Annotated in this window: 21 protein-coding genes; 13 read left to right on the top strand and 8 right to left on the bottom strand. The window is 31.7% G+C overall.

What is annotated here, in order from left to right:
• The first annotated feature begins 376 nt into the window (after window positions 1–376).
• The 4 genes from OW763_RS13770 to OW763_RS13755 all read left to right on the top strand — a co-directional run bounded on the left by OW763_RS13770 (window position 377) and on the right by OW763_RS13755 (window position 5,390).
• Window positions 377–1,063: a response regulator transcription factor gene (locus OW763_RS13770; protein WP_268041724.1), complete on the top strand. Its 687-nt coding sequence runs from the start codon at window positions 377–379 to the stop codon at window positions 1,061–1,063.
• A complete protein-coding gene (locus OW763_RS13765; RefSeq protein ID WP_268041723.1) occupies window positions 1,050–2,039 on the top strand; it encodes a sensor histidine kinase in 990 nt (329 codons plus the stop codon). Before OW763_RS13770 ends, OW763_RS13765 begins: the two co-directional genes overlap by 14 nt.
• An 82-nt stretch (window positions 2,040–2,121) precedes the next feature.
• A complete protein-coding gene (locus OW763_RS13760) occupies window positions 2,122–2,808 on the top strand; it encodes an ABC transporter ATP-binding protein (RefSeq protein WP_268041722.1) in 687 nt (228 codons plus the stop codon).
• Window positions 2,808–5,390, top strand: coding sequence for an ABC transporter permease (locus OW763_RS13755; RefSeq protein ID WP_268041721.1), 2,583 nt, complete (start codon window positions 2,808–2,810; stop codon window positions 5,388–5,390). The genes OW763_RS13760 and OW763_RS13755 overlap by 1 nt, the downstream gene beginning before the upstream one ends.
• Before the next feature lie 404 nt (window positions 5,391–5,794).
• On the opposite strand, the gene OW763_RS13750 is transcribed toward OW763_RS13755, so the two are convergent.
• Together OW763_RS13750 and OW763_RS13745 are read right to left on the bottom strand one after the other, a co-directional pair.
• A complete protein-coding gene (locus OW763_RS13750; RefSeq protein WP_268041720.1) occupies window positions 5,795–6,568 on the bottom strand; it encodes a DUF4367 domain-containing protein in 774 nt (257 codons plus the stop codon).
• Entirely contained in the window at window positions 6,568–7,143 is a 576-nt protein-coding gene (locus OW763_RS13745) for an RNA polymerase sigma factor (protein ID WP_268041719.1), read from the bottom strand. The genes OW763_RS13750 and OW763_RS13745 overlap by 1 nt, the downstream gene beginning before the upstream one ends.
• A gap of 394 nt (window positions 7,144–7,537) precedes the next feature.
• Between OW763_RS13745 and OW763_RS13740 the strand changes: the two genes are divergently transcribed.
• From OW763_RS13740 to OW763_RS13720, 5 genes are all read left to right on the top strand, one after another.
• Entirely contained in the window at window positions 7,538–8,500 is a 963-nt protein-coding gene (locus OW763_RS13740; protein WP_268041718.1) for a hypothetical protein, read from the top strand.
• A gap of 177 nt (window positions 8,501–8,677) precedes the next feature.
• The gene (locus OW763_RS13735) at window positions 8,678–8,908 is read left to right on the top strand and encodes a BhlA/UviB family holin-like peptide (protein ID WP_268041717.1); all 231 of its coding nucleotides are present in this window, start codon (window positions 8,678–8,680) and stop codon (window positions 8,906–8,908) included.
• 110 nt (window positions 8,909–9,018) lie between these two features.
• Window positions 9,019–9,240 (top strand): DUF1659 domain-containing protein, encoded by a 222-nt coding sequence (locus OW763_RS13730; RefSeq protein ID WP_268041716.1) that lies wholly within the window; start codon window positions 9,019–9,021, stop codon window positions 9,238–9,240.
• A 20-nt stretch (window positions 9,241–9,260) separates the two neighbouring features.
• Window positions 9,261–9,476, top strand: coding sequence for a DUF2922 domain-containing protein (locus OW763_RS13725; RefSeq protein WP_268041715.1), 216 nt, complete (start codon window positions 9,261–9,263; stop codon window positions 9,474–9,476).
• Between the two features lie 55 nt (window positions 9,477–9,531).
• Window positions 9,532–9,726 carry a hypothetical protein gene (locus OW763_RS13720; protein WP_268041714.1) on the top strand — a complete coding sequence of 65 codons (195 nt, stop codon included), beginning with the start codon at window positions 9,532–9,534 and terminating at the stop codon, window positions 9,724–9,726.
• A 725-nt stretch (window positions 9,727–10,451) separates the two neighbouring features.
• Here the strand turns inward: OW763_RS13720 and OW763_RS13715 are convergent.
• Window positions 10,452–10,877, bottom strand: coding sequence for a hypothetical protein (locus tag OW763_RS13715; RefSeq protein WP_268041713.1), 426 nt, complete (start codon window positions 10,875–10,877; stop codon window positions 10,452–10,454).
• 254 nt (window positions 10,878–11,131) lie between these two features.
• Here OW763_RS13715 and OW763_RS13710 point away from each other — a divergent pair, with 254 nt between their 5' ends.
• Window positions 11,132–11,584, top strand: coding sequence for a hypothetical protein (locus OW763_RS13710; protein ID WP_268041712.1), 453 nt, complete (start codon window positions 11,132–11,134; stop codon window positions 11,582–11,584).
• 103 nt (window positions 11,585–11,687) lie between these two features.
• On the opposite strand, the gene OW763_RS13705 is transcribed toward OW763_RS13710, so the two are convergent.
• A complete protein-coding gene (locus OW763_RS13705; RefSeq protein ID WP_268041711.1) occupies window positions 11,688–12,125 on the bottom strand; it encodes a hypothetical protein in 438 nt (145 codons plus the stop codon).
• A 199-nt stretch (window positions 12,126–12,324) separates the two neighbouring features.
• Here OW763_RS13705 and OW763_RS13700 point away from each other — a divergent pair, with 199 nt between their 5' ends.
• Window positions 12,325–12,954 (top strand): polysaccharide deacetylase family protein, encoded by a 630-nt coding sequence (locus OW763_RS13700; RefSeq protein ID WP_268041710.1) that lies wholly within the window; start codon window positions 12,325–12,327, stop codon window positions 12,952–12,954.
• A 38-nt stretch (window positions 12,955–12,992) separates the two neighbouring features.
• On the opposite strand, the gene OW763_RS13695 is transcribed toward OW763_RS13700, so the two are convergent.
• Complete coding sequence (locus OW763_RS13695) at window positions 12,993–13,976, bottom strand: CgeB family protein (protein ID WP_268041709.1); 984 nt, start codon at window positions 13,974–13,976, stop codon at window positions 12,993–12,995.
• A 38-nt stretch (window positions 13,977–14,014) separates the two neighbouring features.
• Complete coding sequence (locus OW763_RS13690; RefSeq protein WP_268041708.1) at window positions 14,015–15,013, bottom strand: CgeB family protein; 999 nt, start codon at window positions 15,011–15,013, stop codon at window positions 14,015–14,017.
• 165 nt (window positions 15,014–15,178) lie between these two features.
• Here OW763_RS13690 and OW763_RS13685 point away from each other — a divergent pair, with 165 nt between their 5' ends.
• Both OW763_RS13685 and OW763_RS13680 read left to right on the top strand, forming a co-directional pair.
• A complete protein-coding gene (locus tag OW763_RS13685; protein WP_268041707.1) occupies window positions 15,179–15,610 on the top strand; it encodes a hypothetical protein in 432 nt (143 codons plus the stop codon).
• A 38-nt stretch (window positions 15,611–15,648) separates the two neighbouring features.
• The gene (locus OW763_RS13680) at window positions 15,649–16,626 is read left to right on the top strand and encodes a CgeB family protein (protein WP_268041706.1); all 978 of its coding nucleotides are present in this window, start codon (window positions 15,649–15,651) and stop codon (window positions 16,624–16,626) included.
• 34 nt (window positions 16,627–16,660) lie between these two features.
• Here OW763_RS13680 and OW763_RS13675 read toward each other — a convergent pair whose 3' ends face one another.
• Both OW763_RS13675 and OW763_RS13670 read right to left on the bottom strand, forming a co-directional pair.
• Window positions 16,661–17,308, bottom strand: coding sequence for a glycoside hydrolase domain-containing protein (locus OW763_RS13675; RefSeq protein ID WP_268041705.1), 648 nt, complete (start codon window positions 17,306–17,308; stop codon window positions 16,661–16,663).
• 107 nt (window positions 17,309–17,415) lie between these two features.
• Window positions 17,416–18,231: a MerR family transcriptional regulator gene (locus OW763_RS13670; RefSeq protein WP_268041704.1), complete on the bottom strand. Its 816-nt coding sequence runs from the start codon at window positions 18,229–18,231 to the stop codon at window positions 17,416–17,418.
• Between the last annotated feature and the right edge of the window lie 22 nt (window positions 18,232–18,253).

Below are 18,253 nucleotides of genomic sequence, written 5' to 3'. Positions count from 1 at the left end.
AGTTCGAGGTGCAAAAGCAAGTGTAATTATATATAGTATCATAGAAACAGCAAAAAAAATGGATTAAATCCTCGGTTAATAGCTTGTCAAGGTGACTAGTTATTAACCGATTACAAATAAGTCATAATAATTAATTGTATATTTTGGATAAAAGAAATATACTAAGAGCATTGGAGGGATTGAGCATGGATTATATAACGACAAAAGAAGCAGCGAAAAATTGGGGGATCACAGACAGAATGGTAGTGTACCATTGCTCTGCCTGACGGATTAAGGGAGCTAAAAAAATGGGAAATACATGGTTTGTTCTGGTTAACGCTGAAAAACCGGCTGGCGGACGATATAGAAGCAGTAAAGTAAAGGATGGTGAAAATAAATGAAACGGATATTTTTGGTTGAGGACGATAAGGCAATCGCTAAAAACCTTATACTTTTGCTCCGCTCGGAAGGATTTACAGTCACCCACGCGCCTACGCGAGGTGAAGCCCTTGCCGCCCTTGGCGGGAATAAATTTGACTTGGCGTTGATTGATATTTCTTTGCCTGACGGAAATGGCTTTACGGTTTGCACGGAAATCAAAGAAGCGCAAGATATTCCAGTTATCTTTCTAACAGCTTACGACGATGAGGGGAGTGTTGTTACCGGGCTGAACATGGGCGCAGACGACTATATCACTAAGCCTTTTCGTCCGCGTGAATTGATTGCGCGAATTGGAACCGCCCTGCGAAAAAGCGGGCGTTCCGGGTCGGGTTTTGAAATTTCTGGGCTTCATGTGGATATGACAAGCGGCGTTGTGAAAAAAAACGGAAGCGAGATTTTTCTTTCAGCATTAGAATACCGCTTGTTGCTGGTGTTTATTAACAACCCCAAAAATATTATCACAAGGGGCAAGCTACTTGACGAATTATGGGATGCGGCAGGCGAGTTTGTCAATGACAATACACTAACCGTGTACATCAAACGCTTGCGAAAGAAAATAGAAAAAGACCCAGCAAGACCACAAATTATTCTAACTGTTCGTGGGACAGGGTATAGATTGGGGGACGAGTATGCTTCGGAATAGAGAGTTTCGACAGTTTGCCATTTTGTTATCCTTAATGGCCGCAGCCGCTGTAATGCTGGGATTTGCAATAAATACGGCTGCCGGAATCCTTGCCATTGCTTCTGCCGCCACCTTTGGCACAGCGTTTTTCGCGTTTACCAAAGCCCGATACAAAAGCATTGCTCGGATTTCAAATCAAATCGATCTTGTGCTTCATAATGCTGACCATCTACATATTGGTGAATCGGAAGAGGGGGAACTTTCCATTCTGCAAAGCGAGATAACAAAAATGACGCTGCGTATTCGGGAGCAAAACGATGCTCTTAAAAAAGAAAAAGAGCATCTTTCCGATTCGCTGGCTGACATAGCCCACCAACTCCGCACCCCTCTCACATCCGTGAACCTTATTCTGTCATTGTTAGAGAATAACCCTGACGAAAATGACAGGAAAGCATTGATGCGGGAAACAGAGGAATTGCTTGTGCGGATGGATTGGCTGATTACTTCACTTTTGAAATTATCCCGTTTGGACGCGGGCATTGTGGCTTTTAAAAGAGAACAAATCGATGTGAACCACTTGATAAATGCCGCACTTCACCCGCTTCTGATTCCCATGGAACTGCACAATATTACTTTACAAATGGACGTGCCAAAAGAGATAAAGATTTTGGGAGATTTAGGATGGCTTTCAGAAGCAATTGAAAATGTCATCAAAAATTGTATGGAAAGCGTAGGGAATAATGGGAATCTTGATATTATTTGTGAGGACACCGCCCTGTTTACCCAGATTACCATCCACGACAGCGGCGCGGGCTTTAAAAAAGAAGACTTACCCTGCCTGTTCAACAGGTTCTATCGTGGAAAAAACGCAAGCGCCACAGGATACGGGATCGGATTGGCTCTTTGCAAGATGATTATAACACGGCAGGGAGGGACGATTACCGCCAAAAATCACCTGCAAGGCGGCGCAATATTTTCCATTCGTTTCCCAAAGTGACGAATCTCTCACTTGAAAGTCACTAAAATGTAAGGTGAAAGTTCTATTATATGGGTAAAACATAAAAAAGGAGGCTCACATAATGGAGTTTTTAAAAATTGAAGATTTATGCAAGGTCTACGGTAAGGACGAAAACCAAGTTGCCGCACTTGACCATGTTTCGCTTACAATCGAAAAGGGGGAATTTACCGCAATCATCGGTTCCTCTGGCTCCGGGAAATCCACATTGCTTCACGTCATCGCCGGTGTAGATGTTCCAACAAGCGGAAAAGTGTATTTGGACGGCCAGGATATTTATGCCCAAAGCAATGAAAAACTTGCCATTTTTCGCAGGCGTCAGGTGGGACTAATTTACCAGTTTCATAACCTAATTCCTACTTTGAATGTAATAGAAAATATCACCTTGCCTATACTGATGGACAAGCGGAAGGTCAACGAGGAACGGCTGAATGACTTGTTGGAACTGCTTGGACTAGAAGATCGTAAAACTCATTTGCCGAACCAGCTTTCCGGTGGCCAGCAACAACGTATTGCAATCGGTCGCGCTTTGATGAACGCACCGGCAGTCATGCTGGCAGATGAACCCACTGGCAGTTTGGACAGCCGCAATGGGCAGGAGATCATCCGTCTTCTGAAAGAAAGCCATAACAAATATCATCAGACCCTTATCATTGTTACACATGATGAAAATATCGCCCTGCAGGCAGACCGTATTATAGGTATAGCAGACGGTAAAGTAGTTCGAGATGAGAGGCAGGTGACACAGTAATGAACGTTTTTAACAAAGTCGCTCTGCAAGGACTGAAAAAGAACCGCACACGAACCCTTGTAACGATTATCGGAGTTATTTTGTCTGCTGCCATGATTACAGCAGTGGCTACCTTTGGAATTTCCCTACTGAACTATATGGCAAATGGTGCGGCCCATAAATACGGCAATTGGCACGTTGAGTTTTTGGACGTTCCTTCTTCTTTCGTACAAGAAAGAACCCATGATGAGAAAACCGCTAACACCGCGACATTTGAAAATATTGGCTACGCAAAACTTGACGGAGGGAAAAACCCCAAAAAGCCGTATCTTTTTATAGCCGGATTTAACAAGAAAGCCTTTGATACCTTACCCATAACCCTGATTTCAGGTAGATTACCGAAAAACAGTGGGGAGATTCTTGTTTCGGGGAGCGTCGCAGCAAACGGTGGCGTCAAAATTTCGGTGGGCGACACGCTTTCACTTGCTGTGGGAAATCGTATGAATGGCAACAAGAATCTCGGTCAACAGGACCCTTACACTTCCGGGCGCGAAACTCTTGTGCCACAAGATAAAAAAACTTACACAGTTGTGGGTATCTGCCAAAGACCTAGTTTTGAGAAATCTTCCGCACCTGGATATACCTTGATAACGAAAGCAGATTCACAATACAAAGGGGACAGCTTTAGTCTATTTCTCAGGCTTAAAAACCCCCGTGGTGTTCACGCTTACGCAAGCAACACAGCTAAAAACTATACTTACGCCTTCAACGATAATGTTCTACGCTTCATGGGCCTTTCCGATGATAATATATTCAACACCCTTCTGTACTCAGTTGGCGGCATTGTAGTGGTCATTATCATGATAGGCTCCATTTTTTTGATTTATAACACATTTAATATTTCACTGAACGAACGCACACACCAGTTCGGGATTTTATCGTCGGTGGGCGCCACAGCGAAGCAGCTGCGAAATTCCGTATTATTTGAGGGTCTTTGTATCAGTGCAGTGGGCATACCAATTGGCATTATCGTGGGAATAAGCAGCATTAGGCTTATGCTTTCAGTTGTATCTAAAAATTTTGGAAACATTCTATACGACACCGTACCTTTAACCTTAAAGATATCCGCCCCGGCCATTGTCGTCGCAGCAGTTGTCAGCATGGTTACTATTTTAATTTCAGCCTATATTCCAGCAAGGAAGGCCGCAAGCACTCCCGTGATGGAGTGTATTCGCCAGACGAACGAGGTCAAAGTTGAATCCAAAGCCGTGAAAACGTCAAAACTGGCGCAGCGTATTTACGGTTTGGAGGGAACCCTTGCGCTAAAGAATTTTAAAAGAAACAAGAAACGCTATCGCAGCATTGTGCTATCACTTGTTTTAAGCGTAGTGCTGTTTATATCGACCAGTGCTTTTGTAACGGATTTGAAACAGGCGTCGGAGCGGGCAGTAGTGTTTACTACCTATGACATCGGTTTGGCCACGCAGGACATGGACGATGGCAAAATGTTGCAGCTTTACGACAAACTAAAAACAGCCGACGGTATTTACGAAAGCTCCTATCAAGCGCTTATGAAGTATTCATGCGCTGCCAAAGCAAGCGATCTTTCAGACTATTACTGGGAATACGAGGGTTCACATTCGCCGGACGAAACGGTTAATCTGCCAATGGAAATCCAGTTTCTTGATAACAGCGCCTATCTGAATATTATTAAAGGCTTGGGCTTGCCCGCAGAGGAATATACCGGGCAAAATGCGAAAATGATTGCCGTTGCCAAAATGAAAGGCCGCAGCAATCGGGTGGAGGAGCCTGACCAGTTTATTGATATATTCAAGAGTTCTTCCATAAATTTTACTATCGCTCCCGAAATAAATGGCAAGCCGAAGATGGAACAGGGGCAAAACGTAAGGATTAAGTTTGTCGAAACCGTGCCGCCTGATACACTCCCGATCCTAGGAAACTCAGGAACGAAGAATCCGTTCTTTTTTAGGATGATGGCCCCCTATTCGCTCAAAGAGAAGTTTAAAACCCCCGATACCCATGTGGCTATTAAGGGCTTGACCTTTAGGTCAAAGAATCCCACACAGTCGGTGGCTAAAATAGAAATGATAATTCAAGCTGAGGGAATTACAGCCAACTACAAGCTGTACAATATGTATAAAATGCTTGATGATAACCGCAATATGATATTCATTGCCAATGTGTTTGCTTATACTTTTATCATTATGATTTCGCTGATTGCAATTGCCAATGTATTCAACACGATTTCCACGAATATAAAGCTGCGCAGACGAGAGTTTGCCATGCTACGCTCTGTGGGAATGTCTGAACGGGATTTCCAAAAGATGATGAATTTCGAGTGTGCCTTTTATGGTATGAAGGCGTTGCTCTTTGGGCTTCCAATAGCGATAATTTCTTCTTGGCTGATTTACAAAGGAATGGTTAGCGGCGGTGCGGACAATATCGATTTTGTGTTGCCCTGGGGCAGTATCGGAATCAGCGTGTTTAGCGTGTTTCTTGTGGTGTTCATTACAATGCTGTATGCAATTAACAAGATAAAAAAAGAAAATATCATTGACGCGCTTCGAGATGATATGTCTTAATTCAAAGCTAATACTGACTTGTGATATAAAATAAAAAAACAAATGAATGCTACCCTGCGGTAATAAAAAAAAACGCAGTTGTGGCAGATGATGTTTTGCGGCCAAAACAGCAGAAATTAAGCCTATCCAATTATAAGTCATCAATAAGTAAATGCATATAATTATAAAAATTCTAAAAGTTATCCACATTTTTTGTTTTTAAATTCTACAATCAACTAATAATATTTTAACGTTAAAAATTATTTGTAAAATAATTGATCAACATGTTTTTCACTATATAAGAGTATCTAGCTCCAAAAACATTTCACTTTTTACAAACAAATCTAAAAAAAATCTACTAACTCTACTGATACCTCTGTATCTGACAGCATATATGTAAAATAAAATAAGCCCTATGAAAGGGCTTATTTTAATGACTCTATCATTTTTATAAAATTTTCTTTAGAAACTGAATCAAATATTGTAATGTTAAATTCAAATATTTTACTAAACCAAATAGATTCTGAGAAACCATCATCATCATAAATTAACGTTATATCTTGATTATTTATAGTGATTTTTTCACACTTGTTTTTTTCATTTGTTACTAATGTTGTTTTTTTACTTTCATTATAAGGAGTCTGGTCAATGAAAATTTGTTTATCTTCTTTCATATATACTTGTTTGACTTGTTGTCTATTAAATGGTTTATCTATTACTTTCACTTCTTTTAACTTATATCCTTCTGGCAAATATTCAGGCTTTAATATATTAAACTTAGCCTTTTTCTGTGCTTCCTTAAAAGTTGCTGATTTTTCTATTGTATCTCCATTTCCTGATAAATCCATAGGTTTTTCTTCATCACTCTTACTAGAAAACTTCAAAGTTCTATCATTATCCTTAACTTCTTCAAATAATTTCATCATATTAAATTTAAATGCCCTCACCTCAGATACTTCACTTAATATAGTAGAGACAAATAATAATACTAGAAAACTAGCAGCTATAGCTACATTTCTTTTTATATTAAATTTCTTAGAAGTTTGATTTTTTTCTGTATTTTTTTCCTCTAAATTCTTTTCAAATCTATCCATTACCTTATCAAAATCAGGTACATGTATATCACCTATACATTTTATGTTATCTGAATTAACTTTAAAGGTATACTCAAGCATTTTATCTATTTTATCTTCTTTCATTATTTTATCATCCTTTCTAAAGTATCTACATAATCTTCATTTTGAAAATAATTCTGCTGCATATACTTTAATATATCTTTTTTAGCTCTCATATGATGTACTCTTACAGTATTTACATTAATATTTAATATCTGTGCTATCTTTACAAAAGATAACTCTGAATAATATTTTAATATAATAATTTCTCTATATTGAGGTTTTAATTGATTTATAGCCATTGTTACATGTTTTGATAACTCCCTATTTATAATTATACTTTCAGGTAAACATTCCTCTTTTATATGTATTAAATCCAAAATTGTATCTTCATTAGGTATTTCTCTTTTGCTTTTTTTAATAAATGTCACTGCCTCTCTTTTAGCAATAGTAAAAATCCATGCTTTGAATTTACTATGTTCTCTTAAAGAATCAAAATTTTCATAAGCCAACATTAAAGTATCCTGGAGAATATCTTCTGCTGAGATTTGGTTTCTTACTATACAAAATATAAATTTATAAAAGTCCGTATATATTAGAGAAATTAATTCCTTAAAATGTTTCATGTTGTCTTGTTTTTTTCTTTTAAAGTTTATCATTTTAAATGCTCCTCTTGTATAATTGATTTTAATACATTTTATAGTAATTGTACCAAAATTATAAAATATATGTAATATTTAAGTAAATATTTTTGTAAAAAATGAAACGTTTTTGTAATACTATGCTCTTATATGTATAAGCAAATTGATGAATTGCTTTATATTTAAAGTTTTAGTAAGCCTTGAAACTTCATGTGGTATTGAGTTAACTGCCGAAGCATTAGTTGGTGTAATAGCAGGATTATTTATAGGTATTTTAGCTTATTAGCTATGTATTCACAGAGAAGAAATAAATGTTTTAATCTTAAAACACTATCATATTTTGCAAGGTAAACAAAGAATATTAAAATCACATTCATTTTTTCCATATTAAATCTGGGGGTGATATGAAAATATGTTAACTATTACTAAAGAACCAAAGAATTATACATATTATTTATTACTAGACTTAGCAATGGATGTATGTTCTGAATTTATTATCGTAGTAAGAAATGATTTGAAATTTAATATTGGAGGAAAAAATGTTCTAAAAACTTTAGAGCCATATTTAATAAAAATTGAAAAATCCAATAAGCTTCCTTCAACTTTCATTGAAAGTAATAAGATAATTGGAACTATGTATTATTACAAATGTTGTAATGATGTATTACCTATATTAAAAAGTGCTGTTAATGGATTATATCAGTGGAAACAACCTAATTTTCCAGAAGATATTTGCTTTTTAAAAGAAGACACAAAGTGGCTAGTAACTTCAGCTCATGAAGAAGAATCCTATATTTATTGTAATGATAAGGAAGAAGTTTTAATAAATAATATAAATGGATTACAAATACACAAAAATAATGTGAATATTAGTAATATACTAGAACAATTAAGTTTAAGAGAAAATATTATTAGCCAAAAAAATTATACTCTAAAAAAACAAAATAAAAAAATACAATTAGAATTTGAACTACCTAAAAAATTATTTGTAAATGACATTGTAGAAAATGATATTATCATTGATAAATTGCTATTAAATAAATACAATACCAAGGTTTATTTATCAAGTGTTAGCTACGAAAAAGATACTATATACATTGATATAAGTTTTAAAAATAAATTTTTAGATAAAGGTATAGGACAATTTTTAGATAATTGTATTATTAATGATGCAGGTGAAATTCAATATGCTAATGAAAATTTTGTTTTTTGTGATAAAAATTATAATAAGATAAATATAGTTTATGATTATACAATGAGTTTACAATCTATTTCTTTAATATTAAATAGAAAAAATTTAATAAATATTCAACAAGATTTAATTGTTAATTTTGATGGTTTATATATATATAATTATGAAAAAAACATTTGTTAAAGCAGGTAATTTTATAAAATAACTTCCTACTTATATACTTCAAGAAGCATTAAAATAAGCTCTTTCATGGGGCTTATTTTAATGCTTTTATAATTTATTTCTATAATTTTTATCTATCTACAGTAAAACTTCATATATACAGTTAGAAATAAAAACTCTTAAATTGGAGGTGTTACTATGGAAAATGAACTTTGGAAGATGGCTTCATCACAAGGCATATGGGCGGCTCTATCAGTTGCACTTATTTTTTACATATTAAAAGCACAAGAAAAAAGAGATGTAAAACAGGAAGAAAGAGAGAAGAACTATCAAACAATAATAGGAAAACTAACTGAAAAATTGAACATAGTTGAGGATGTGAAAAAAGACGTGGAGGAAATAAAGGAACAATTAATAGTTAAGAATTAAGAAAACTTGCATTTCGCATTTTAAATTTTAAATTAGTTAACTGTAATCCCTCAATTTTCAATGCTAAATCATATATATATTTGAAAACAAAAAAGAAAGGAGCTGTTATTATGGCTACATCTGCAAATATTAAAAGTACCTTAAACCTAAAATATGTTGCTGGAACTGATGACAAAGGTAAAGAGATCATTAAAAATCAAAGGTTAAACAAGGTTAAACCTGATGCTAGTGATGACAACATATATGCAGTAGGTGGTGCTTTATCAGGATTACTACCTGATGATGCTGTTTTAGAAATTTTAAGAGAAGATGCTCATTTATTAACTGCATAATATGAAAGGAGGTAATGTAAATGAATAAAGTCTTAGTTATGAATTTTTTAACTTCTAATGGTACCAAGGCATCAGTAAGATTTAAAGGAATAAAAGATGACCTTGATGCTTCAGCTGTTAATAATGCTATGGAGGCACTCATAGAAAAGAATATACTCATGACAAGTGGTGGAGATTTGGCCCTTAAAGACTCAGCTTGCATATTAACAACTACATCAAAAGAGCTTGCAATATAATTTTAATAATGCTGCACAATTATGCAGCATTATTCTTAGTTTATAGGAGGAGAATATGAATACAATTTTTTTTAACAATAAAGGAATAAAAAAAGATAAAAACTCTTTACATTGCAGCGAAATATGTGATAGTGAAGAAGAGATTGATAAGCAAAACGCGGACTACTTCGACGGAGATATTGAAGTACTCATAGGAGAAGATATTGATCTTAAAAATACAAAAGTGGAGAAAGTGTTTAATGTTTCATAATAAAATTAGGTTGAATTTTTACTTATAGTAGATTAATATGTATATTATTAAAAATAAGTATAATTATTACTATATAAAATGGCTGGTGATAATATTGAGTTACATACTGTTAATTATTCTTATTTATATGTTATATAGTTTTTTTAAAGATAAATGTATAGGTAGTTTATTAGGTGCACTTTTTATTGTGTTGTATTTTCTATTATATAAAACAAATATTTTTTACTTTGAAGAAAAAATAAAAAATATAGTTCTGATAATTGTATTTATAATAATTATACTAATTATTATATTAATGGCGTTGAAAGATTTGTAACTATCAACACAGGTTTGTACACCTGTGTTTTTTATTGCTCTTAAAATTTTTCTAATTAAAGCTTGTCCGCCCTTTCTATTGCATTAATACATCACATGTTAAGAGTCAACCATAGGTTTTAAGCCATTTCTAAAATCTATTAAACACCTAAATCCTTGTATTTCCAATAGGAATTCATTGCACATATAAGTTAATTTTTGTATAATTATCAAGAATACATATATTTCACTCAATTAATGAGATTCTAAGAGATAAAGAGTAATTAATAAAAGCATATAAGAAGGGGAAAATATCATGAAAAGTAGGTTAATAGCACTATTACTTACAGTTACTGCAACTATAAGTATATTAAAAGTAAACTCTGTAAATTGTTTTGCACAAACTGTCAAAGATATAAATAGTAAATATACTAAAACAGATCTAGATAAAAATCCTCAATGTATTTTATATTTAAGCTATCATTAATAATTTTATAATTACCTGATTTTCGAGCATCTCTTGCATAAATGTAAATAAATTTCCTATTTTCTATAGTAGTGCCAATTATATTATTATTACCATAAATACTAATCCAATAAATATCATCCATTTCACAAGGTACTGTCTTTTTATACTCAACAAGCTGAAATTGACCTAGGTGTTCTAAAAACTCATCAATTTTATCAATGTCTTTACAGATTTTACGGGTATCACCTTTTGTTATTTCAATTTCATTAAATTGCTCTCCTGAATATTTACTTAATATCAACTCATTGAATGAACCACTTCTAGGGTATTCATTATATACTACAATAATTGTAACTATAACAAGTATTATAATAAGGACTTTTTTCATTTTTTAAGTTTCATCTTCTTTCAATTATTATATTTTTATTTATGTAATCTTAACATATTAAAACTAATTAACCAAATAAAAACAATTACCATTACTAAAGATATACGCTAAATACTTAGACTTATATTCAGAAATTGAATATAAAAAGAAGAAATGTACTTGAATAATTTTACATATATTATAATATATCTGTATAATGTTAAATAAAAGGGGTTTTTATCACTGAAAAAACATTCATAAAAGGAAGGTTGTATATGAAAAAGAAAATAAATACTATTCTATTAGTAAGTATGCTTATTATTATAATTATTGAGAGCTATACTATAATTTTATCAAAACAAAATATATCAAAACTTTCTTTTAATAAAAGAGGTTTTTTGACTTTATCAGGTAACTTTAGTGCTAATGAAAAACCCACTCAAAAACGCATAACATATATTAATAATGATTCAAATTGTATTGTTAATTTCAACATAATTTATTTAAACAAACCTTTGGAAAATGATCTCATTTTTTGGAGAGATTCAGGTGCTAAAAATAAAAATATAAAAGAAATATTTAACAATTATAAAGAAATGATTTTTTCTTATAAAAATTCTTTAATAAAAATTGATATACACTGTAAAGATGGATATGACATACCTCTAAGTCTTATGAATAAAATTGGTAAAGCTACTATTAAAATTTTACAAAAAAATGAAAAGTAATATATATCAAGATACATCTCCTCGCAAAACGCTTGTACTAAAAAAATAGATAGCAAAGAAGAAACCATAAATAGTTTCTTTTTGCTATAAAATTTCTTCCATTTTATAATATAAATTCCAATAATAGTGATAAACAAAATATAGTAATAAATCCACCTATCATTATTCCAAGTGTTTTAGAATAGCCCAAAGGTGTAATTTGACCTTTTTTATCTAATTCTCTAATAATAGGGAATAATCTCCAATAAAAAGAAGCTATAGAAAGTATTAAGGCAATTACACTTAGTAACTTTGTTGTTTCACTTGCCGTTAGTAAAATTACTATTAATAAAGCAATAAATATTAACTTTGTTCCTGCTACCCAATATACCAAATATTTAACAAACTCGTGCATTTCTGTATCCTTCTTAGATGTCTCCCAAGCATTAAATACTGCAACACCATTTCCTAATTTAGAATCAGGTTTAAAGTATAAAATAATTACATTAGATGCTTCTAATAAAATAAATAGAATAATGGCTACTGATAATATGTTCATCATTCATCTCTCCTTTTAAAATCAATAAGTTAATACCGAAAAATTACAACTATTCATTTAAAATATAACCTTCCATAAAAACTCCTTTAGTATTCTAAAATACTACAAAATATATATATTGATATTGTACTGTTCATTACTATATCTTTACCTGCTAGTGACATAATATTTAAAAGCACATATTATATACTGAGGTGATGAAATGAATGTAGATTCACAGTATATAAAGCCCTCAACTCTTATAATTAACGCTAATACAAATCACAAACAAATTGCATTTACTTATGATTCTGGTTTTGAAGATAATGAAACCTATCAAATATTAGATGTTTTAAAAAAACACAAAGTAAAAGCCACTTTTTTTTTAACAGGTATTTGGGTAGAAAAATTTCCTGAAGTAGCAAAACGCATTGCTTACGAAGGACATGAGATAGGAAATCATTCCTATGACCATCCTGATATGGTAAATATCTCCCATGATGAAATTGTTAAAAATATCTTAAAGGGAGAAGATGCAATAAAAAAAATTATAGGAGTAACCCCTTGTCCATTATTTAGAGAACCGTTTGGCTCATGGAATAAAAAAGTATTTAAAGCTGTTGGTGCAGCTGGATATAAATACAGTATTTATTGGAGTATAGATACTATAGATTGGCAGCACCCTACTACTAGAGTTATAGTTAATAGAATATTAAGAAAAGCTCAAGGCGGAGATATTGTGCTTATGCATATTTCTGGAAATCATACTGCTGAAGCAACAGACATTGCCATAAGAAACCTTAAAGCTTTTGGTTTCAAGTTTGTAACAGTTGGTGAATTATTAAAACATTAACACAAAACGCTTACCATAAGTCAGTAAGCGTTTTATTATTATACTTTTATTATTTTTTCTTTTCTTAATACATCAATCATATATTCAGCTCTATCTTTATAACTGTTTCCTTCTGTAGATAAAGCACCATGTTTAGCTATTCTTTTACATTCATCAGGGTTATTTAAATAATATTTCACAAGATTTAAAGTATTTTGTGGAGATGATGAAACAACTAAATCCTTATCAGGATTAAATAACTTTCTCACTCCAATAGTATCATCAGTTAACAGAAAACCTTCTGAAGCTAAAACTTCGTAAGTACGTTGAGTAACTTGAGTAGTATAATCCTGAATACCAATTATAATATTAGCTGAACTATAAACCTTATTTGCATCTTTATAAGGTAAATATCCATGAATCCATTCCTTAGGTATATTACCTCCTAAAACTTTTTGAACCTCCTCCCATTCCTTCCCCCATATATCAATTCTTATATTTTCTTTTAATAATGGAATTACCAGTGTTTTTAAAGATTGATGTCTGTAATGGTTTGGATAGTGTTTGAGTACATAAGGATACGCATTTGCAACTAAAGCTATTGAACTTTTATATTTATTTTGTGTTCCAATATAATGATGAATTTTAGGAGCAAATCCAAAATCCATATAAGCAGCTTTAATTCCCATTTTATTATAATAATCTACTGTTTTAGGACAGATACTAAATACAAAATCAGGTTGAACTCTTTGTATAATAGGCATGGAAAGTGTTCGAGTAAAAGCAGGGTCTTCAAGCGACCAATAAACATGTGGTATTTTAAAAGATTTACAATATCTTCTTATAATTAATTGTCTTTGTTGGGTCTGATCAGGTCCTACTCCCATACTCATAATCAAATTAGGCTTGAATTCTGAAATAAGTTTAGGAACATTATTTCTAGTTATAGGTCCAGAAATTTTAACTTCATGTCCTGCATCAATAAAACCTTCAGGTAGAGTATGCATCCAAATAGAACTACTTAGAAAAAAAAGAATACGCATTTATTTACAACTCTCCTAACTTATACTATATTACTAACTTATTTAATATTTTGAGGTATTATACCTTCTTTCTTTAAAGTATCAATAATATATTTTGCACGGTGTTTGTAGCTGTGTTTTGCAACAGTTTTTTTCCCATTTATTCGAATTTTATCTCGTTCCTCTGGTCTTTCTAAATAATAACGTACTAATTTTATAGTATCTTCAGGTGATGAAGAGACTATAAGATCCTGTCCAGGTTTAAACAAATGTTTAACAGCAGGAGTATCAGATGTTAGAAGAAACCCTTCAGAACCAAGAACTTCATAGGTTCTTTGACAAAGTTGGGGATGATTATACTGATTTTGTATACCAATAATTATATCAGCAGAACTATATACTTTATTTGTTTCTGTATACGGTATATATCCTCGTATACATTCTTTAGGAATATCATATTCCAAAATTGAATTCATTTTATCCCAATCATTTCCCCAAAAGTCAATGTGAATTTTTTCTTTTAATATAGGCTCTATAAGTGTTTTTATTGATTTTAATCTGAAATGGTCAGGGTGTTTTTTTAAAAAATTAGGATAGGCATTTGCAACAACTGCAATGCTGCTTTTATACATACTTTCACATTTAAGCGGACAATGTATACTTTCATGATAACCAAAATCCAAATGACCTGCTTTTATTCCTAATTTTTTATAATATTTTATTCTTTCATGACAAATGGTGAATACAAACTCTGGTTGAGTCCTCTGAATAAAAGGTAATGTAAACATATGAGTGTAACCGGGGTCTTCAGTAGCCCAATAAATATATGGTATATTTAACGTTTTAATATATCTTCTTATGACTTGAAATTTTTTATCATTATTTTGAGGAGTCCATCCCATAGATACTACTAAATTCGGATTAAATTCAGAAAGTATCTTTGGAATATTTTTTTTAGCTAGGGAATTCAAAAACTTAACTTCATGTCCAGCATCTAAAAATCCATTGGGTAATCCATATATCCACCTAGGATGACTTTCAAGAAATAGTATTCGCATATATATTCTCCTTTGATTGTATTTCAATATATTATATGAAGAATAAAACCAATCTGAATACAATATCTCTTAATAAAATTCTATTACTACACATATAATCATTTCTGTGAATATACTAAAAGTGCGAAAAAGTTAGTTATTTTTAAATTTTAGGAGGTTTTTTAATTGAATAATAAGTCATCAAGATATGATATACAAATTACTAAAGATTATGAACAATTAAATTTAGATTTTATTTTACCTAAATGTGATGAAAAAGCAATTCATGGAACTGTATGGGATGACAGTGATGACCCTAAAAAGGTACCTGATGCATTAATTATGTTATTTATTCCTGGACCTACTTATTATGATAGTGACCCTAATGACCTAAAATCTATTGGATATGTTACAGCTGATCATAATGGTGAATTTGCAATTGGTCCCTTCAAAATAGGATCAACAATAATAATTAAAATATTCAATCCTATAATGAACGTTTCTTTACTTAATGAAGCACCTGAAGAATTTGAATATATTAATGATGAATCAGACAAAATCAGCTATTCGGATGATAATTCTGAAGAAGTTGAAGATACCACTAAAATAAGTGAATAATAAAGAAAATTTTATTAATTAATAGAGGATGTTTAATTATGCGTATACTCTTTTGGGAAGATAATCCTATGTGGATTTTTGGTCTTCCAAATGGTTTTCGTGATTTAGGACATGAGGTTATGCTTTGTAGTTCATTAAAAGAAAAAGAGCTTATTCAAACTATAAAAACTTTCAAACCACAGCTAATTATCACAATGGGATGGACTACTGCAACTACTGGTAGAAGAGTTATTTGGATAAGTAAGTATGCTAAGCAAGCTAAAATACCTCTTGTATATTGGGCTACTGAAGACCCAACTCATACGTTCAGTTTCACTTTACCTTTAATACAAAAGATGCACCCAGATTTTATCTTTACTATATGTCCATCTAGATTTAGTTATTATGAAAAATTAGGTGTTAAAGCAGCTCATATGGATTTTGGGTTTCATCCAAATGTAAATCATTATACAGCTCCTGAGGCTAAATATAGTCATTCTATAGCCGTAGTTGCTAATGGTTATTTAAACAATCTTAAATTATATCCAAATCACTATAGGATAAAATCTATCAAAACTCTTATATCTCCACTTTTAAAGCAAAACATAAGAGTTGATTTTTGGGGATGGGGATGGAAAGAAATGGAGGAGCTTGTTGGTACAAATATACCTGATGAGTGGATTCATGGTAAATTACCATTTACAGAAACAAGCAAAGTTTATAGTTCATCTAAGATTATTCTAGGTCTTCAAAATCATCTTACTCAAATGACACAAAGAACCTATGAAATCCTTGCTTCAAAGGGATTTTTACTCACTTCAGATACACCTGAGCTCAGACGATTATTTGAACCTAATAAAGATTTAGTACTTTCTTCTTCACCAAAAGAAACTTTAGCATTAGTAGAGTATTATTTGAAAAATGATGAAGAACGTGACCTGATTCGTAATCAAGGAGAAATTTCAGTTAGAATTCATTCATATTCAAATAGAGCTAAATATATGCTTAAGGTATTAAAGATACAAAAAATTTTATAATTAAACAAAAACAAGAGGTAATTCCTCTTGTTTTTTAAATTCTAAATTGACCTAAAATAGGAGTATACGATATATTCATGTCTATAGCGTAGATACCATGAGCAGAAATGTTAAGTATATATTGCATGAAGTCAGCTTTATCAGATATTTTTGTTTCACTCCAAGCTGCTGTTTGCCAATAATTTACGATTCCACATCGATTGTGCATATATTCAATAACATAATAACTTCCGTAGATTCCTAAATTCCAGCCTTCATTATCACTTGTGTTTTTGTAAAGTTTCATTTGTTCATTTATTCCCTCAAAATAATTACTTATACATTCTATTCCATAATTTAATTTTACTCCTGAATCAACAGCAAAGTATATTGTAGTATTGCTAGGTTGACCTATTTTTTCTGCACACCTAATTGCATTAATACAATCTTTTTTTCCTGTTTCTTTAGAGTAAGTTTTATTACCTCTTCCTCCTAATTCATATATAGCAATTATATCTAAACCAGCTTTTGAGATCATTATTGCCTCGTCTTTTGAAATTAATTTCCACATCTGTTTTGGGTCTGAATAATCAGTATAGTATCTACAAACAAATCTGTATCCTACATCTTTTAATGTTTTACATTGAGCAAAAGTTAATGGTACAGCAACATCAACACCTTCAAATAAAATAGGTCTATTCATAATTTAAATCCTTTCAACTTTAAATTTTACATATAAATCACTATCTTTCCAATAGGTTTCATCTTTTACAAATACCTTCCAAAACTATTGCTGCTTAGACTATTCCTTTATTTTCTTTTAACAGGTACTTGAATTTCAGTTATATAATCTTCAATATTGTCAGTTGACCACTCACCTTCAATATATAATTCTCTATTTTCTCCTGCTATCTCATAATTATTTTCTTCAATCCACTTTAAAAGTGCGTGATATGCACTACTTAAATTCTCATAAGCTCCTTTATGGATAGTACATGCCATTTCCTTTACAGCATCAATCTCTATATTCTTTATTCTTTCAGTTTCAGGAAAATCCTGTGATATAGTCTTACATATCTGAATATCAACATCACTTTCTTTAAAACCATTATCATGGTAAATTACAAAACAAGGTCCTGTTGTCTTAATATTATTATTTTGTAAATGTTCATTTAATTCCTGCCATAAATGACATTGTGCACTGTATTCTGGTATAATGTCCCTTAATGATGCTGCTTTTATAGCTGCTGATTCTTTTATTACAATATTATATTCCATATTTTTCTCTCCATTCTCAATTGAATTTATTATAGATTTGATTCTTAGATGTTTTTCATTTTCAAGTCTTATATTCTCAATTATCTCTTCCTCTTTTAACTTAAATATTCTAACCATTTCTCCCTTTGATAAGTTCGTCTCAATTAGAATTGCTATTTCACTTAAAGAGAAACCTATACATTTCAATGCAATAATATTATTAAGCCTATCAATCTGTCCTGCTGAATAGTACCTATATCCTGAATACTGATCTACATATATAGGCATGAGAAGTCCAACTTTTTCATAATGTCTTAATGTCTTTACTGTTACCTTATTAAACCTTGCAAAATCTCCTATTTTGAACATGTTCTTTCCTCCTTTTGTGCAC

It is taken from the genome of Clostridium aestuarii (genome assembly GCF_026735135.1).
Classification (GTDB): Bacteria; Bacillota; Clostridia; order Clostridiales; family Clostridiaceae; genus Clostridium_H; species Clostridium_H aestuarii.
Note: the sequence above shows the minus strand (reverse complement) of the source record. Positions and strands in the feature narration are given on the sequence as shown.